15 protein-coding genes and 1 pseudogene are annotated in these 18,032 nt (G+C 64.0%); 2 read left to right on the top strand and 14 right to left on the bottom strand.

Going from position 1 to position 18,032, the window contains the following annotated elements:
- Window positions 1-34: 34 nt before the first annotated feature.
- The gene (locus ASC63_RS05220) at window positions 35-1,201 is read right to left on the bottom strand and encodes an ABC transporter substrate-binding protein (protein WP_082487249.1); all 1,167 of its coding nucleotides are present in this window, start codon (window positions 1,199-1,201) and stop codon (window positions 35-37) included.
- A 242-nt stretch (window positions 1,202-1,443) separates the two neighbouring features.
- Here ASC63_RS05220 and ASC63_RS05215 point away from each other — a divergent pair, with 242 nt between their 5' ends.
- The gene (locus ASC63_RS05215) at window positions 1,444-2,286 is read left to right on the top strand and encodes an IclR family transcriptional regulator domain-containing protein (protein WP_235491826.1); all 843 of its coding nucleotides are present in this window, start codon (window positions 1,444-1,446) and stop codon (window positions 2,284-2,286) included.
- A 64-nt stretch (window positions 2,287-2,350) separates the two neighbouring features.
- Window positions 2,351-3,145 (top strand): IclR family transcriptional regulator domain-containing protein, encoded by a 795-nt coding sequence (locus ASC63_RS05210; protein WP_055810539.1) that lies wholly within the window; start codon window positions 2,351-2,353, stop codon window positions 3,143-3,145.
- Between the two features lie 117 nt (window positions 3,146-3,262).
- Here the strand turns inward: ASC63_RS05210 and ASC63_RS05205 are convergent, their stop codons facing one another.
- From ASC63_RS05205 to ASC63_RS05150, 13 genes and pseudogenes are all read right to left on the bottom strand, one after another.
- A complete protein-coding gene (locus ASC63_RS05205; protein WP_055810537.1) occupies window positions 3,263-5,131 on the bottom strand; it encodes a bifunctional sugar phosphate isomerase/epimerase/4-hydroxyphenylpyruvate dioxygenase family protein in 1,869 nt (622 codons plus the stop codon).
- A gap of 138 nt (window positions 5,132-5,269) precedes the next feature.
- Window positions 5,270-6,016, bottom strand: coding sequence for an ABC transporter permease (locus ASC63_RS05200; protein ID WP_055810535.1), 747 nt, complete (start codon window positions 6,014-6,016; stop codon window positions 5,270-5,272).
- Between the two features lie 56 nt (window positions 6,017-6,072).
- Window positions 6,073-8,334, bottom strand: coding sequence for a glycoside hydrolase family 31 protein (locus tag ASC63_RS05195; RefSeq protein WP_055810533.1), 2,262 nt, complete (start codon window positions 8,332-8,334; stop codon window positions 6,073-6,075).
- Entirely contained in the window at window positions 8,331-9,488 is a 1,158-nt protein-coding gene (locus ASC63_RS05190) for a glycoside hydrolase family 15 protein (protein ID WP_157487584.1), read from the bottom strand. Before ASC63_RS05190 ends, ASC63_RS05195 begins: the two co-directional genes overlap by 4 nt.
- 75 nt (window positions 9,489-9,563) lie before the next feature.
- Complete coding sequence (locus ASC63_RS05185) at window positions 9,564-10,817, bottom strand: ABC transporter substrate-binding protein (RefSeq protein WP_055810530.1); 1,254 nt, start codon at window positions 10,815-10,817, stop codon at window positions 9,564-9,566.
- A gap of 68 nt (window positions 10,818-10,885) precedes the next feature.
- Complete coding sequence (locus ASC63_RS05180) at window positions 10,886-11,701, bottom strand: carbohydrate ABC transporter permease (RefSeq protein WP_055810528.1); 816 nt, start codon at window positions 11,699-11,701, stop codon at window positions 10,886-10,888.
- Window positions 11,694-12,647, bottom strand: a complete 954-nt coding sequence (locus tag ASC63_RS05175; protein ID WP_082487244.1) for a carbohydrate ABC transporter permease — start codon at window positions 12,645-12,647, stop codon at window positions 11,694-11,696. Before ASC63_RS05175 ends, ASC63_RS05180 begins: the two co-directional genes overlap by 8 nt.
- Window positions 12,644-13,657: an ROK family protein gene (locus ASC63_RS05170; RefSeq protein ID WP_235491825.1), complete on the bottom strand. Its 1,014-nt coding sequence runs from the start codon at window positions 13,655-13,657 to the stop codon at window positions 12,644-12,646. The genes ASC63_RS05175 and ASC63_RS05170 overlap by 4 nt, the downstream gene beginning before the upstream one ends.
- Before the next feature lie 39 nt (window positions 13,658-13,696).
- Window positions 13,697-13,867: pseudogene (locus ASC63_RS16860) on the bottom strand (winged helix-turn-helix transcriptional regulator); the annotation flags it as partial.
- Between the two features lie 151 nt (window positions 13,868-14,018).
- Entirely contained in the window at window positions 14,019-14,540 is a 522-nt protein-coding gene (locus ASC63_RS05165; RefSeq protein ID WP_055810522.1) for a DinB family protein, read from the bottom strand.
- A gap of 33 nt (window positions 14,541-14,573) precedes the next feature.
- Entirely contained in the window at window positions 14,574-15,188 is a 615-nt protein-coding gene (locus tag ASC63_RS05160; RefSeq protein ID WP_055810520.1) for a TMEM175 family protein, read from the bottom strand.
- Window positions 15,189-15,222: 34 nt separating this feature from the next.
- Complete coding sequence (locus ASC63_RS05155; protein ID WP_157487583.1) at window positions 15,223-16,518, bottom strand: serine hydrolase domain-containing protein; 1,296 nt, start codon at window positions 16,516-16,518, stop codon at window positions 15,223-15,225.
- Window positions 16,519-16,605: 87 nt separating this feature from the next.
- On the bottom strand, window positions 16,606-17,943 hold the full coding sequence (locus ASC63_RS05150; protein ID WP_442915052.1) for an ATP-dependent DNA helicase: 1,338 nt from the start codon (window positions 17,941-17,943) through the stop codon (window positions 16,606-16,608).
- Window positions 17,944-18,032 lie beyond the last annotated feature (89 nt).

The raw sequence follows: 18,032 nt of genomic DNA, 5'->3' as shown, positions 1-18,032 counted from the left end.
CTCGCGACGGAACCGACCGCATCCGAGTTCGCTCTTAGACCTTCTCGGCTACAAGCTTGCCGTTTTTGATGGTGGCAATCTTCGTCACGTGAACTCCGACACCGTCGGCGTCGAAGTCGAACTGCCCGACGAGACCGGTGTACTTGATGCTGCGAATCGCATCGGCCAGCTTGCTGCCCGTTCCGACCTTGGTGTCCTTGAGCGCCTGAATAACGATCTCGGCACCGTCGTACGCCTTGGCGCCGTGGAACTCGGCATCCTCGCCATACGCGGCCTTGTACGCTTCCGCGAACTTCTTGGTGGCGGCCGTCTCATCATTGCTGATGTACGGCGTGCTCACCACGCTGCCCTCGACGATGCTCGTGCCTGCGGTCTGCATGTAGGTCGAGGTACCCATCGGCGCCCCACCGGCGAAGACCGCCTTGATTCCGAGCTGGCGAGCTTGCTTGGCGATCAGGCCAGACTCCACCTCTTCTGCCCCGATGAAGAGAACGTCCGGCTTCTTCTGACCGATGGTGGTCAGGGCGGAACTGAAGTCCTTCTGATCGGGGGTGACGATCTGATCGGTGACGGGGGTGACCCCTGCCGTCTTGAGCGCAGCGAGGAACGCGTTGTGCTCGCCCTGTCCATATGCGCCGTTGTTGCTGATCATCGCGAACGTCTTGTAGTTCTTTTCGATGAGGTACTTGGCGAGAGTCTGGTCGAAGGCGGTGCTCGGCGGGCTGTTCAGAAAGACGAACTTGTTGTGCAGCTGTCCCAGTGCAGGCGACTGACCCGAGGTCATCATCGGAATCTCCTGCTGGGCCATGATGGGCGCCATCGCGAGCGCAACCGCGCTCTCCGCGGTACCCATCATCATGATGTTGCCGTCGCTCTTCACCTTGCGAGCCAGGTTGGTGCCGGTCGTCGGGTCGGCCTGGTCGTCATAGACCTTGAGCTGGATCTTGCGGCCGTCGATGCCTCCGGCCTTGTTCGCGGCGTTGAACGCCAGCTTGACGCCCTTCAGCTCCCAGCCACCCAGGTCGGCGTTCTGACCGCTCTGCGCGTCAACGACGGCGATCTTGATCGGGCCCTTGTCTGAGGAGCCACCGGAGCTTGAGTTGTTGTTCTGTCCGGGTGCCGAGCATCCCGCCAGAAGCATCGCTGCCGCAGCCGCACCCACGACAAGGGGATACAAGCGGGTCATTTTACGTTGAGTCATTAGTCACCTCGCTGTGATGAAAGACCGGAAACAACTGCGTTTCCGAGCTGAGCGTACAACGTCGTTCTTCGAATGATGCGCGTCCAGCGAACGGATGTTCTCAGGAAGAACATAAAGCCATGGGTGGCAATAGTCAAGAGCGCCGCGTTTGAGTTATTGCCGGTCAAATAATTGCGATGTTACGATCGGCACAAGAACATGCGTTCGCAGTACGTACAAGTGGGTGCGCGGGGAAGGGATCCGTGATCAAGACGACGGCCATCGACGATGAGGCCATTCACGAGCCGAGCGGCCAGTTTGTGCAATCCCTCGCACGCGGGCTCAGCGTGATCCGAGCGTTCGATGCCGACCACCCCGAGATGACCCTGAGCGAGATCGCGCGCGCAACGGGCCTCACGCGCGCCGCCAGTCGTCGCTTCTTGCTGACCCTGCTCGAGCTCGGTTATGTACGCGCCGACGGGCGGCTCTTCTCGCTCACGGCACGCGTGCTCGAACTCGGTTTCAGTTACCTCTCTGCGCTGTCGCTGCCCGAGATCGCCCAGCCGCACCTCGAGCAGTTGGCGGCAAGCATCCACGATTCCACCTCCGCCTCGGTACTCAACGGCACCGACATCGTCTACGTGGCCCGGGTGGCGGCGCGGCGCATCATGTCGGTGCGCATCAACATCGGCACCCGATTTCCGGCCTACGCCACGTCGATGGGTCGGGTTCTTCTCGCCGGAATGGAGCGCGCCGAGCTCGAGGCACACCTGACCGCCATGGAGGTCGAACATCTCACCAGCCGCACGATTTCCTCCGCGGATGCGCTGCTGGGCGAACTCGAGCGCGTGCGGCAGCAGGGCTGGGCGCTCGTGGACCAGGAGCTCGAAGACGGCCTTCGGTCGATCGCCGCTCCGATCAGGCACGCCAACGGCACCGTCGTAGCCGCCATCAATATCTCCACGACCACAAGCAACCACTCGGTGGAGTCCATGCAGAAGAATCTGCTGCCGCCGCTGCAGCTCGCCGCCGCACGCATCAGCGCAGATCTCATCGCCTCGCGTCCCTTCGAACCCCAACTGAGACCCGGGCTTCACCTGAGTTGAGCCGCGCCGCGATGTAGTGTGTGCATTGTGCGCGTGACGAACACTCGCGTGAAAGGCGGTCGCGATGAGTGCTGAGCCCGAGGCAAGGGAGCCGTATTATGTGCGCGCCGTGGAGCGGGCGCTGCAGGTGATTCAGGCTTTTGACGCGGAGCATCCGAGTCAAACGCTGAGCGAGGTCGCCGCGGCCACCCGACTCAACCGCGCGACCGCTCGCCGGCTGCTCCTGACACTGCAGGATCTGGGCTTCGTCAGCTCTCAGGGTCGACAGTTCACGCTGACTCCGCACGTGCTGCAACTCGGTTACGCCTATCTCTCGGGCATGTCACTGGTCGAGATCGCCCGACCACATCTGCAGAGCATCGCCAGGGAGCTCGGGGAGACCGCGTCGCTGACGGTGCTGGATGGCGACGAGATCGTCTACCTGGATCTCGCGACCAGTTCACGCCTGAGTTCCATCCAGATCAACGTGGGTACGCGTTTCAAGGCGCATACGACGTCAATGGGCCGAGTGCTGCTCGCGGGCCTCCCCCAGGAACAGATCGAGGCCTACCTGAAGCGCCTCGAGCACGACCGGCGCCTGGAACGCACGGTGCGCCCGATCGATGAGTTGCGGAGCGAGATCGCGCAGACCGCCGAGCGCGGCTGGGCAACCGTGGACCAGGAGCTGGAAGAGGGGCTGCGCGGCGTCGCGGCACCGGTTCGCGATCGCCGCGGCGACGTCATCGCGGCAGTGAACGTGTCGGCGCATGCCGCGCGCAAGACCATCGCCGATCTCGCGGAACTGTACGTGCCGCCCATTCTCGAGACGGTGCGCCGCATCGAGGCCGGCCTCGTCGGCTACCAGCACCGCCGCAGCTAGCCGCAGACCGCCGAGTGAGCCGGCGAGCGAGGGACCTCCGGTCGACGACCCCGCCGTCTCGTTGAGGGGCGAACTTTTGCCCCTCGATTCGCGCGCTGAGGGGCCAAAGCTTGCCCCTCAGCGAAGAAGTGGGGCGGATGCCGCTGGCACCGCGCCACGATTCTGTGCCGCCCGCCTCACCGGGGAGTTCGAGGCGCCGAAAGCCCTGTAGTCGCCCGAGCGCTCGACCAGCTCGAAGAAGACGTTGCCGATCGTGCGCGTATACGCCTGCAGGAATACCCCGCTGGCATCGCGGTCGTACAGCACATTCAGCGCGCTCAACTGTTGGATGTACTCGTCGGTCAAGTCGAAGCGCGCCTTCAGATCGGCGTAGTAATTGGCCGGAATCTGCAGCATCGGCAGCCCGCGTCGGGCCAGCTCACTCGCCGTGGCAATCAGGTCGTCGGTGCGCAACGCAATGTGATCGGCGCCGCCGTGCCCGTCTCGATGCGGTTCGATCACGGCGCCCATCGGCAAGACATTCAAGACGAGACAGACCGACCCGCTCTCGTTGCGCATCACCTGGCTGCGCACCAGGCCGTTCACATCGGCGACGTCGACGCTCTGCTCGGGTCGCAGCCCGAGCACCGAACGATAGAACAACACGGCCTCGTCGAAGTATTGCCAGGGCTGCGCCAGCGACACATGGTCTATCCCCGTGATCCCCACCGCCGCGGATGCCGTGGCCGGCTCCCCGGCGAACTCCCCCACCCACGGAGGCTCGCCCTCCCTGCTCTCCTCACCGATGTAGATCTCCGTCGAGTTGGGGGCGGCGATGCCGTGCAGCACGGCCTCGCCGGGAGACGAGGCGCGCTCGAGCCGGGGAGCCAGCAGCTCGGCGGCGCGGCGAGCCGCGGCATCCGTGTTCTCGAATTCGAAGCCGACGGCGGCGATGCTCGGCTCGTGCGGCACCGGAACGGTCTCATTGATCACGAGACGCACCGCCGCCTGCGACCACAGTTCGACGGCCTTGTTCCGGTGCCGGCCGCGGCGGGAGAAGCCGAGCGCGCGCAGCGCCGCGGCCAGTTCCCCATGGGCCACCGTGCGAATCTCCACGAAGTCGATGTCTTCGGCGGGCGGGGCGTCGGTGAGTCTGGCCAGGATCGAGGGCGACGCCTGCCCCTGCTTCTCGGCATCCGTCGCCGCGGAGTCTTCGAGGTAGCGCAGCGATCGTAGGGCGTCCACGGCGGTGCGCTCGGGATCGGTCTGCCGAAAGACGTCGTTGAAGACCTCGATCGAGAGCGGCCCGTCGTAGCCGGTGCTCAGCAGGGCTCGCGTGAAGTCCACCAGGGGAAAGCTGCCCTGACCCGGGAACACCCGATAGTGCCTGCTCCACGAGAGCGGGTCGAGTTTGAGCGCCGGGGCATCCGCGAGCTGGCAGAAGACGATCTTGTCGCCGGGAATGCTCGGCAGCATGGTGAGATCGGAGCCGCGGGAGAAGATGTGAAAGCTGTCGAGGCACAGCCCGACGGCCGGATGGTCGGCCTTTTCGACGAGGCGCCACGAGTGTTCATAGCTATTGACGTACGTGCCCCAGGCCAGGGCCTCGTACGCGATGCGGATGCCGCGCTCGGCGGCACGGTCACCGACACGTCGCAGCTGACTCGCCACGAGATCGTCGTCGTCGATGCTCGCAGTGCCCACATTCGAGCAGAGCAGCATGGCGGGCGCGCCGAGTTCGACCGCGAGATCGAGTTTGGCCTCGGCCCTGCGCAGGCCCTGCGCGAACGCGGGCTCGGGCACCCCCTCGAGGTCTCGAAAGGGCTGGTAGAGGTCGATCGTGAGACCGAGATCAGTGGCGCGTGCGCGCACCTCCGCCGGGGAGAGCGGACTGGCGATCAGGTCGTTCTCGAAAATCTCGATCCCGTCAAAGCCAGCCGCGGCGGCAGCGGCAAGTTTGGCCTCGAGGGTTCCGCCGATGCTCACCGTGGCAATGGAGGTGCGCATCAGGACGCCGCTCGGTTGTCGATTACGTGACCCATCGCATCCGCTCGCTTTCGATTGTTCGCTAGTCGCACGTTTGCGCGTCTAGTGATCACAACATAAGACCTTCGCGTGCGCGGGTCAAGGTAGAGCCGCGGCGACTCAGCGCAGCGGCGCCGGCTTCACACGCACCGGCGCGAGCGCACCGATGATGGCCACGGCGGTGATGGCCCCGGCCGACATGATCGCGGCCAGAACCACTATCTGAAAGCGACCGGCCTCCAGCGGCGAGACTCCGCCGAAGATCGCACCGACGAACGCACCCGGCAGCGTCACCAGCCCGGTGGTCTTGGTCTGGTCCGTTGAGGGGATGAGCGCCGAGTACACGGCACGACGGGCCAGCTCGAGCGTGGACTGCCGCGGCGTCGCGCCGAGAGCCAGCCAGCCTTCCACCTCGTCCCAATGGTCGCCGACCGAGCCATTGAAGTGGCGGCCGGCGAGCGTCGCGATGGTCATGGTGTTGCCGATCACAATGCCGCCGATGGCCAGCACATAGCGGGGCGTGAATGCGATGGCGCCGGTCGAGAAGACGACGGTCAGCGTGACCACGATGCCGAGCGCCATGGCACCCGTGACCGTGGCGGTGCGCGGCAGCGACCAGCCCAGGCGGTGGGATGCCGTGAGCGTGGCAACGAGGAACATCACGACAAGCGCGAGCCCCACCCAGAACCCGCTGGAGATCACCCCGGCGAGCACCACGCTGATTGCAGCCAGCTGCAGCATGCCTCGCAACACGGCGAGTGCCGGAGCCCAGCGATGCGGCACCCGAAACGTCCACAGCACCGCCGTGGCGATGGCTATCAGCGCGCAGACCCCGATCAGGGTCGAAAGCAGCTCAGGCCATCTCATGGGGAGAGACTACGCGGACTGACTACGCCGCGGTGAACGGATGCGCCGCCTCACCCTCAGGCGTGCGTCACGTCGCCGGTGAACGCTTCATGCAGCGTCGACCATGCCGATTCCCTGACGTAGACCGGGATGCGGTCCAAGGGCGCAGCCGCTTCGACGTATTCGCCCCCCTTGCTGCGCTCGCCCGTCCACGCATCGACCCAGGAACCCTGTGGGATATATATCGACCATCGGTCCGCCCCGGGCTCAAGCACAGGAGCGACGACGAGGTCGTCACCGAGCATCCATTGTGGCTGCGTCGACCAGACCTGCTCGTCGTTCGGATAATCGAAATATAACGGCCGCATGAGTGGTCGGCCGGTCTGAATCGTCACGCGCGCCTGCGCCGAGAGATAGGGCACCAGCCTCTCTCGCAACTTGGTCAAGTCACGGAAGATCGGTAACACATCGCCGCGACCGCTGCGCTCAGCGATGTTCCAAGGTGTGCGGTCAGCCGAAGGAGAACGGTGGTGATTGAACTCCGAGTGGTACTGCATGATCGGCACGAAAACGGACGCCGCGGTTGCTCTCAAATAGAGTTCGGCGTCGGGCACATCCCCTGAGAATCCGGCGATGTCCCAGCCCCAGTAGACAATGCCGCTCGCCGCCGCCGACAACCCTGCCAGCATCGACCAGCGGAAAGCCTGCCATGTCGAGTTCTCGTCGCCCGCCCAGAACGCACCGTGAGCCTGCGATCCAGTGAAGCCCGCTCGACTGAATGTCACAGGTGCTTTGCCCGCTGAGCGCAGGAGGTCACCGTATGCCTTCGCATACGAGACGGGGAAGGTATTGTTCTTCGCATCGCCGGCGCAGCCATCAAGGTAAACGAGGTCACGTCCCCAGGCGTGCTCACCACCGTCCGTCTTGAAGCCGTCGATTCCAACCTCGTCGACCAAATAGCGTCGCTTTGAAGTCCACCAACCCGCCGCACGGTCGTCGGTGAGGTCGGGCATGAGCCCGAGCGGGAACCACCATCCGCGATTTCGATAAGGGCGGAGTACTCCGTCCGGCGCGACTTCACGAATGAGAACATTTTCTGCGATGGCCGCATCGGCATCTGCCTTGGCCTGTCCGACCGGATGCGGCCGCATCTTCATCAGCGGAATCTGCCACAGGTGAACCTTGATCTCGCGTTCATGAAGCTCGTCGACCATGCCCTTCGGGTCCGGCCACGCACCTCCGGCCGGGAAGTCAAAGTCGGCGAGGGCATGTGGTCGGCCGTCTTCGGTTACCGCATAACGCGCATCGCGGAATGCGGTGAAAGTGCTCTCATCGCTCCATGCCTCGATCACCACAGAGCCGACCGGGATATCGTGTTGGCGGTGCAGGTCCATCTGCCGCAACACCTCGGCCTGAGTGTTCCACTCATTGCCGCTGGCCCACAGCCGGAACACCCAGTCAGGAAGCTCGGCCGGTGTACCGACGTCACCAAGGAACTCTCGCAGCACCTCGCTTGGCTTCCCATCGTAGAAGCGCACGGCGATGGCACTCGTCAAGTTCGACGCTTCGGCGTCGAGTTCGACTTCAACACCAATACGATCATGCGCCGCTGCCCCGAAGTCGAAGAAGGCGCGACGTGAACTGCGGATATGAAATCCCCATCCATCGCCGCCGACGATATGCGCAAACGGCATGGGCAGATATGTCTTACGCTCAGCGCCCTGGCTCTTGTACTGCTCGAAAACAACGGAATCCAGAACTGCCCCGCGGTGATCGAGTGCGTCGAATCGTTCGCCGAGCCCTGTTACGTGCTCGCCGGCGATAAGCGGCAACTCGAATCGGATGCGCCTGGCACGAGTGCCGTCGTGCAGCACGGCGATCGAATTGCGAATCACGCGCGATCGCCCGAGCGACTCGACGGCCTCCGGCGCGGAGACCCAGATGCCCGCGCGAAACTCGAACCAACGGGTGTGTTCCATGTTTCCGCGTTCACGGTGCGCGGTAAAGCGGTATCGGTATCGACCGTCCGGCCGTAGACTCGGCGTCTCAACTTGCCACCCGCCGCTTTCCCGTGCAAGCCGTGCCTGGGCGGAGGCCAGATGCCCTCCGTCGATGGCCTGCCCGCGCGACGAGCGAGTGACTTTCACGAGCGACAAATGTTCGCACTGACTAACCCCCTCATCGGGGCACCACTGGAGTTCACACGAAACGGCATCAACGGAGCCCGATGTCCGAACGCCAAGGATCGCTGTCTGCTCAGCCTCGGGAAAGGCAGGAACACGCTGTTCGGTGTCGTCAGAGTATGGATGCCCGGAGCCGTACGGCCGGTGTCGGATCATCGCGCGGTGCCCTTCTGCTGGCCCTCGATACCGAGTTCGACAGCAAGTCGGATGAACATGGCATGGCTCCACAACAACGGAGTGGCGACCGGTCCCCAGCGGTCAACCCATTCCTGCCGCATCCCCGGTGCAAGCAAATGTCGGCTGACCTGTTCGGGAAGCTCCAGTCTGTCGGTGGCAGTGCTCGCCGCCCACGTCAGCAGTTCCCGCGCGCGATCGTTCCGCCCCGCAACACTCTGGGCAAGACCGAGGAAACAACTCAGCAACGGCCACTGGCCCCCACCGAAGAAGGTGTCCTCGCGGTATCGGTGAACACCGTCATCGACCGTCAGACCATTCTCGATCGCGTCGATGGTCTTCGAAATCACCTCCGCGGACACGGCGAATCCGAGCGGCGCAAGGACGGCCGCAAGGCTCCCGTCGACCGTGTCACCATCGAGCCACTTGATCAGATGGCCGTCGCGTGTACCCCGTTCGGCAATGAGTGCGTGGATCTGATCGACCGCATTCTCGGCGGCGACGCGACGTGCACCGTCCAGCATTCCCCGCCCGGCAACGGCGGCGAGACCTGCCGCAACACAACCGAGTGTCGATACATGAATGTGCTCCTGGTTCTCCTCCCACCAGTCATAACAGGGGCGCGCCCATGAACTGAGCAAGTAGTCGACGGTCAGCTCTACACCGTGTTGCCAGCGCTCAAGGCCGAGCCCATGACGGTCGCCGTGAGCGACGAGTGCCCACAGCCAGGTTCCGTAGCCGTCGAGCTGGAAGTCCCACCAGTCGTCGTTGCCGTCACCGCCGGCGAAGGTGAATCGTGCCGGCAGCATCCGCTCATTCAGGGGTGGGTTACCAGCCTGTGATTCACGCACGATCGCCTCGATCTGCTCCGCACGGCTTGAAAGAACCCGCGCACACCAGTCGAAGAACGCCGAAGCGGACTGGATGCCACCTGCCGCGGAGACAGCGTCCGCGATGAAGGCACCATCGCGAAACCAGCAATATCCGGTGTAGGCCGAAAACGTGGGACTGGCCGGGTAGGCTCCCTCGGGCGTCTGCAACTCGAGGATGAGTTGCATGCTCGCATCGAAAAGACGCGGCAGCGATGGCGCCGTCAGGGCATTCGATGCCATGGGGATGGACTCTTCGGTGCTCACGGGGAACTTTCTCTTCGAGGTCGTCGTGGCAGGGTGGTTCCGGCGTGCTGAGGCCGGAGCCACCCTGGTGGTGCTCTACTTCAGGAGCGCGTCGACCTGGCTCGCTGCGCCCTTGAGGGCTGCATCTGCGCCCTGACGCCCTGCGGCGATCTCGCCCAACGCGTTATTGACGATGTCCTGGATCTTCTGCGAGTTCTGACCCAGCACCGGTGCATCCGCGATTTTCTCCAGCGAGTCGAAGACGGCCTGGCGGTTGGCCGGCGTGCCGGCTGTCAGGTACGGCTGCAGAAGTGCGTCGTCGGAGATGGCCGGAAGCTCCCAGCCCGACTTCAGGCGCGTGTCGACCATCGTCTTTGAGCTGGAGAGATAGGTGGCGAATTTCTGCGCCGCATCCTTATTCTTCGCGTTGGCAGAGACGGCGACCGCGTTGGAGAACACAGCGCTGGCGTGCTGTGTGTCACCGGGGTCGACAGCGACGTCCCATCCGAACGGAAGCGTCCCGAGCGTGCTGAACATCCAGATGCCGGTGTGCCAAATGGCGAGCTTTCCCGACTTGAACAGGTTCGTGTCGAAGTCGGGAGTGCCTGCGCCCTGGGCTGCGGTCGGCATGGTGGTACCGCTCTTCCCCGCTATCCACTTCGCTGCGGCGATGCCCTCGGCCGAGTCGAATGCCGCCGATTTGTCGTCCTTGCTGAGGAAGGATCCGCCAGCCTGGGCGACCGCCTTGTAGAACTCGTTGTAGCTGATGGGCTGATAGTCGCCGAAGACTCCGGCGGATGCGTTCGTCAGCTTCTTCGCCGCTGCGGTCTCATCCGCCCAGGTCCAGTCTTTCGTGGGATAAGCCACACCGGCCTTGTCGAACAGGTTCTTGTTGTAGAACAGCACGACGTCGGAGAAGGAAGTGGGAAGCCCATACTGCTTGCCATCCGTCTTGTAGGTGTCGAGAACGGATGTGCGGTACTTCGACCCATCGACACCGCTCAACGGCGCGAGAGCGCCATCCGCCTGGTAAGTCGGGTAGCTGCCGCTGTCGACATCGAAAACGTCGGCCTCAGTGCCCGCGGCGAGATCTGTCTGCAATTTGGTGAAGTAGTCGGCGTATGCCGCAGTGGTGACCTTGACCGTTATGTTCGGGTTCGCCTTGTGGAAGGCGTCGACGATGGTTGTCAGATTCTTCTCATTGCCTCCATTGGAGATGAAGTTCGAATAGGTAATCGTGACCTTGTCGTTGCTTGAGCCGCCGGACGAGCCGGCAGGTGAACTGCAGCCGACAAGGGTGAGTGCCGCGAGAGCCGCCATTCCGACGGCCGCGGTGATGTGCTTTTTCATGTGAGTGCTATCTCCTTTGATACCTGTGTTGGTGAGGGTCGTGCGGTTGTGGGTGATAGATGGCGCGGTCATTTGATTCCCGTGCCGGCGACGCCTTGAATGATGTACTTCTGGGCGAAGACGTAGAGAGCAAACATGGGAATGATGCTGACTACGGAGCCCGCCATGAGCACATCCCATTGGGTGCTGTACTGCCCTTGAAGGCTCGACAGCGCGACAGGCAGCGTCTGCATCGTCGGGTCGCGCAAGATAATGAGCGGCCAGAGGAAGCTGTTCCATGTGTTCAGAAAGCCGAACACAGCCAATGTGGCGAGGCCCGGTCGCACGAGCGGAAGAATGATCTGCCCGAAGAGCCTGAAGTGTCCGGCCCCATCGAGCGTGGCGGCCTCGTCGAGTTCGATCGGAACCGAGTTCATCGCCTGGCGAAGCAAGAAGACTCCGAACGCCGATGCGATCGTCGGCAGGATGGCCCCGAAATATGTGTTGATCAGTCCGAAGTTCTTCATCTCGACGAAGAGCGGAACGATGAGCACCTGGAAGGGAATCATCATGGTCGCCAGGTAGAGCGCGAAGATACCGCCGCGCCCTTTGAAGGGCATCCGTGAGAACACATAAGCGGCCATCGAGCTCGTCACGAGCTGAAACACGGTGCTGATGACCGCAATGATCAGGCTGTTGACAATGACTCGCGCAAACGGCACGCGGCTGAAGAGCTCAAAGTAGGGGGCCAGCGAGGGGTTGTCCGGGATCAGTTTCGGCGTTGCGGTCAGGCTCGCACCGGGGCTGATAGACGTCACGAGCGTCCACAGGAAGGGGAAGACCATGATGAGCGCGCCGATGATCAGCACAACATAAAGAACCGGATGTGACAGGCGCCTACGCATAGTTCACCCACTTTCGCTGCCCGAGGAACTGAATCAGCGTGACGATGAGGATCACGACAAAGAGAATCCATGACAGGGCCGAAGCCTGACCCGCCTGGCCGTAGCGGAAGGTGAGATCGTAAACCTCCTGCACGACAACCCGGCTGGAATTGTTTGGTCCCCCCGCGGTCATGACGAAGACCTGGTCGAAGACTTGGAAGCCGTTGATGAGCGAGAGCACGACCACGAAGAACGTTGATGGTGAGAGCATCGGCAAGGTAATGCTGAAGAGTCGGCGCCACCAGCCCGCCCCGTCGATCTGCGCGGCTTCATGCAGGTCGGGATTGATGGTCTGCAGGCCTGCGAGCAGAATCACCATCACGAATCCAAGGTCTTTCCACGCAGACGCGAGGATGATCGATGGCATCGACCACGAGGGATCTGTCCACCAGCCCGGTCCATGAATTCCGATGATGCTGAGCGCCCAGTTGACGATTCCCACGCTGGGGTTCAGCAACCAGCGCCAGACCAGCGCGACGACGACCCAGCTGGAAATGACGGGGAGAAAGTAGATTCCACGCATGAAGGCTCGACCCTTGATGCGACTGTTGAGCGCAAGCGCCAACGCCAGCCCGCCCACATAGACCAGCGGCAGGTACCCGACGATGTAATAGAGCGTGTGCAGGAACGCCTGCTGCGTGCCGGGGTCGGCGAGAAGAGCCGTGTAGTTGCTCACCCCGACCCAGCTCATGGGTCCGATCAGATTCCACTCATGCAGGCTCACCCAGCCCGCGGCGATCATCGGGCCGATGGTGAACATGAGCAGGGGGATAAGGCTGGGCAGGAGGAAGACGGCGACGATCACCGCATAGCGAAGCCTGCTGCGACCAGGCCTGCGGACTGAGCCAGGAGTCTTTACCGTGGTGACGACGGGAGCATCAGCCGCTCGTGGTGCGGAGAGTGTCATGTCGGCGGTGCCTCTCCGGCCCGCGTGTGCGTGAAGAGGCGCTCACGTACCAATCGGCCCTGCTCCCCTGCCACGCCATCGGCATCGAAGGGCGTCGCGAGCACGAGTGCTGCGGCGCCCTGCGCCCAACTGTCGTCTTGCCAGGTCTCGACCGCGATCGGAATGCCTCGCTTGCCGGGAACCAGGGCGGCACGAAGTGCGGGCTCGAAGCCGAAGGACCAATGTGTCCACGCGACAACGCCTTCGCCGAGCAGGATGACGATCTCGGGATCGAGCACATTGATGACGCCGGCAAGCGTGCGACCGAGCAGGTGGCCTGCCTCGCCGAAGATCGTCTGAGCGGCAAGGTCCCCCGCGGCTGCCGCACGGGAGAGCATGTCAATGGTTCCACGCGCCGAGATGACGCCCCGCTCCCGCGCCGTCGCAACGAGCGCGCTCTCCCCGATGAAGGCCTCAAGGCAACCTCGGTTTCCGCACTGGCACACGGGACCGTCATCCACGACTGGGATATGCCCGATATCCCCTGCCCCTCCGGCGTGGCCCCGGAAGACCGAGCCGCTGGCAACGACTCCGGCACCCACACCTGTGCCGATCGTCACGACGAGGAAGTCGCGGTAGTTGCGCCCCTGCCCGAAGAGCCGCTCGGCCATGCTGAGCGCGTTCACGTTGTTGTCGACCACCACCGGAAGGTCGAGTGCACGCCGCAGAATCGCACCGAGAGGAACCTGATTCCAACCAAGTTGCGTCGAATCCACGACACCGTCACCCTGCTCGTCGACGTTCCCTGGAATGCCCACTCCGATGCCGAGCAGCGGTGCGTCACTTCCACCGTCGATGAACCGCCGCAGCAACCCAACGAGCGTGGATGTCGCCATGGTCGAGAACGCATCGAACGGTTCCGTGCCCGAACGTACGACCACGCCATCGATGCCCACCTCGACGAACGCCACGTGGTCGGCGACGACCTTGACCCCGACGGCGCGTGCCGCGGCCGAAGTGACTCCGAGCATTCGCGCGGGCCGGCCTCCTTGCGAGGGCGAGTGCTCGAGTTCCTGGAGTAACCCGTCAGCGATCAGTTCCCTCGTCAACTGGGTGACGAGAGCCGGCGAGACGCCGAGCATCCGTGCCAAATCTGCTCGCGAAGCTGGGCCCTGCGCGCCGAGATGCGCGAGGATCGCGGAACGATTGACGTCGGTACGCGAGGGAGAGGTAAGCGGCATTGGTGACCTTTGTTTAGAACTAAATAAAGAATAGAAGCAAGTTCAACGTAAAGTCAAGCACCTTCCGGCAGCTGGCTGCCTCGCGCCTATCGTGCGCCGCGGGTTGCCACGCACGGGAGTTGCGCTGGAGGACGCGTCAGACGCCACGCCTTCAGGCGTGCGTCACGTCCCAGAAGTGGTGCGTCGGGTCGTGCACGAAATAGCGGGCGAGGCTCTCCACCGTGAAGACCGAACCGTCGCTGCGGCGGCCCGTGCGGGTGAGCGCGGCATCCGGAATCGCCTCAAGCGTGGTGGCCGAATCCTCGGCCGCCGCGAGTAGTTCGGCATTGACGACGGCCGGGTCCTGCTGGTCATAGCGCTCGGCTATCGCCGTGGCATCCTGGTCCCAATTGGCGAACGCGGGGTCGTCCTCGGCCAGCATGAGTTCGAAGCGGCCGGTGAAGACGCGAAAGACATCGCGCACATGCGCGGCGTATTCGAGCGGCGACCAGGTCGCATCGTTCGGCCGGATGCGCACATCCGCCCGCCCCAGCACCGCCCCCCAGCGGCTTGCGTTCTCCCGCAGCAGCCCCGGAATCTCCTCGAAGGCGACGGCGGATGCGTCGAAGCCGCACTCGGGGCACGCCCGCTCCACCACCCAGGTCCAGTTCTTCGTATCGGGAGCTATCGCCATGTCGCGAGTCTACGACCGGGGCCGGCCGTCGCCTTATTCAGCGGTTGCACCGGGAGCACTCCGCTCGGCGTGGTCGGCGACGTACCGCTCCATGCGCCGATCGGGCACCAGCCAGAGCAGCGCGACGACGGTATACAGGCCCAGCGCCACGGCGGGCAGGCCGAGCCAGGCCAGCACCAGACCTATGAGATAGACCGCTGGCGACAGAGTGCCCTTCCAGTCCCTCCCCACCGCGAGGTGCAGCGCGCCCCGCGCGCCCTGCAGCCTGATCAGCGCCCGCACGAGAATGAAGTATGCGATGGCGGCACACAGCAGGTTGATGCCGTAGACGATGACGGGCACCTGAACGAACCCCGTCTCATCCATCCAGCGGGTGCTGAACGGAAACAGGGAGATCCAGAACAGAAGGTGCAGATTCGCCCAGAGCACCGCGCCATTCACCCGCTCGGCCAGCTGCATCATGTGGTGGTGGTTGTTCCAGTAGATGCCCACGTACACGAAGCTGAGCAGATAGCTCAGAAAGGTGGGAAGGCTCTGCGCCAGTGCCGCCCAGCTCGCCTCCTGCGGGGTGCGGAGTTCGAGAACCATGATCGTGATGACGATGGCCAGCACGCCATCACTGAACGCCTCGAGCCTGTTCTTGAACATCCGCCGACCTCCCGAGTTCGACCCCGGTAGAAGCCTAGGGCGCCGGGGTCGATGTCGCGGGCTGCTGGCACACGGCAAGTCCCGTGAGGTCGGCCGCCGCCTGCTCGCTCGACCACGGCAGCGCAATGACCGGGGCGGAGCCCTTCGTGGCCGGCGCCTTCGATGCGATGGATGCGAGCTGCCGCGCCAGCGTCTGCGCGAACTCAGCGCCCGGCGAGGAGTTGTTCAGCATCACCACCACCGTGAGCCCGCTCTTCGGCTCGCTGAGGGTCGCGGTGATGAATCCCGGTATCTGGCCGCTGTGCCCGCGCAGCGGCCCGAAGGTCTCGACTCCGAGCCCATACCCCTCCCAGGTGGGTGCGTCACCGCCGAGCGCAACGGTCGCCCATTGCGCCTTCTTCGATTGAGGCGAAACCAGGGCGCCCGCGGCCAGCGCCTGCGCGTACACCCGCATGTCGGCCAGCGAGGAGATCACGCCGCCCGCCGTCCAGGCCATCGATGCGGAGAGATTCGTCTCGGTGAGCACGGTTCCGCACCGCGGCGACCCACTTGCTTCGAGCGCGGTGGCGTATCCCTGCGGGTGCGTTCCCGCAAACGAGAACGGGTTCGATTCGGGAAAAGAGCTCGCCGTCATGCCGAGACGGTCGAAGATGTACTTCTGGTACAACTCGGTCCAGCTTGTACCGCTCGCCCTCTGCAGCGCGAGACCCAGAAGAAAATAACCGGCGTCTGAACTCGAGAACTTCTCCCCCGGTCGCCCCGGACGCGCCTCGGCGAGCCCGTCGGTCAGCAACTCCATTTGCGGCCAGGACCGGGTGGGATTGTTCACGAACTGCGCGGCGAGCGCGGTGGTGTAGTCGCCGATCCCGGCGGTGTTGCGGCAGAGCTGCTCAAGCGTGATGTCATCCACGTCGGACATGTCCGGCAGATACTTCGTGACCGGGTCGTCGAGTTTCACCGTGCCGGCATCGACCAGTGCGAGCAGCACGGTGCACGTCATCGACCGGGTGTTCTGGCCGATGCGAAACCTCATCTGCGTCGTCATCGGCTTGCCGCCTTTGCGGGCGGTCGTGCCCTCGGCCGCCGTCCAGCTGCCGCTCCACGGGGCCCAGACCCCCGCGATCGCACCGGATGCATCCGCCAGCTTCATCGCATCCGTCACCGCGGTCTTCAACTGCTTTTCGACCCCTAACGGCAGGGATCCGTTCGCCTGCGTCGGGCCCGGGACCAACTCGTGCGCCGGCCCCGTGCACGCGCTTGTGACGAGGGCGGCGAGTACCACGGCGCAGGCGGCGATGAGTGCGCGTTTACCCTGCCGTCTCAGCCGCATCAGCCCATCCCCCGATGGTCGTCGTGTGATCGTGTAGCGATTCTAACCGGAGTTGGATAGACCGCCGGTTCTGCCCTCCCCGTTCCCTCAGGAGGCGGTACCCGCGAGAGCGCGCCTCTCGGTCATGAACCTTTCCACGTCGGCATCCACCATGATGTCTGCCGGGCGCAGTGGGCGTGTCAGGTAAAGCCCGTCGAGCGCCGTGAGACGGCTGAGCGCCACATAGGTCTGCCCGGGGCTGAACGCCCGCGAACCGAGATCCACGATGGCGCGGTCGTAGCTCTTGCCCTGTGACTTGTGAATGGTGACCGCCCAGGCCAGCCGCAGTGGAAACTGGGTGAACTCGGCTACCACGTTCTTCGTCAGCTTCTTGCTGGAGGCGTCGTAGCTGTACTTGTACTTCTCCCACACGGCCGGTTCCACCTCGTGGATCTCGCCGTCGACATCCACATACACGGTGTTGTCGATGCGCGTGACGGTGCCGATGGTGCCGTTCACCCAGCGGGCGCCGTCTCCCTGACCGGTGTCGTTGCGCAGAAACATCACCTGCGCCCCGATCTTGAGCTCGAGCTTCTCGTCGGCCGGAAACGTTCGACCACCGAAGTCACCGGTCACCTCGGCCTTGGCCGTGAGCGCCCGCCCCGGCAAGAGCGCCAGCTGCTGCGCGTTGATGCGATTGACGGTGTCGTTGCGCGTGGCCAGGGTGATGGTGCCGTCGTTCGGGGCGGGGCGGGCGCCGATGGCGTTGAGGCGATCGGCGATCTCCTTGGTCACGTACCCGTGACGCACCGCGTTGAGCATGTACTTGAATTCGGCGTCGCTCTGGCGGTGGATCTCGGCCAGCTCGAAGATGCGCAGATCGGCCTCCTGCCACACCTTGGCGTCGAAGAACCACATCGAGCGATAGGTGTCGGCAAAGTAGGCGCGCTCGTCGCCATCGCCCGGCACGGGCGCAAGCTGGTACGGGTCGCCGAACAGCACGAGCTGCACCCCGCCGAACGGTTCAGTTTTGCGCGCGCGCGCCTGCCGCAGCGAGCGGTCGATGGCGTCAAGAAGATCGGCATTCACCATGGAAATCTCGTCTATCACGAGGGTGTCTATGGTGTTCAGCAGCTTGCGCAGCTCGCCGCTCTGGTCGATCTCCTGGTCGGCTATCACGCCGATGGGCAGCCGGAACAGCGAATGGATGGTCTGCCCGCCCACGTTCAGCGCCGCCACCCCGGTGGGTGCGGCTATCACGAGCTGCTTCTCGGTGTTCCACGCCAGATGGTTCAGCAACGTGGACTTTCCCGTGCCGGCACGGCCGGTCACGAAAACATGCTGGCGCGTGTTCTCGATGGCGTCGTAGACTGCGGCCTGCTCGGCAGAGAGGGTTGGCTTGGTCACCGAGATCTCTTTCTGCGCGCATCGGTTTTCGTCAGGCATCCAGCCTACCCGCCGAGCCCGGCGCATCCCGGTTATCAACAGTCCGGATGCCGCTTCGTCGGCTGTGCAGAAAGGGAGCGCTCAGCAGG

The sequence above is a fragment of the Leifsonia sp. Root112D2 genome (genome assembly GCF_001424905.1).
In the GTDB taxonomy this organism is placed as follows: Bacteria; Actinomycetota; Actinomycetes; order Actinomycetales; family Microbacteriaceae; genus Root112D2.
This window is presented reverse-complemented; position numbering and strand designations above follow the sequence as displayed.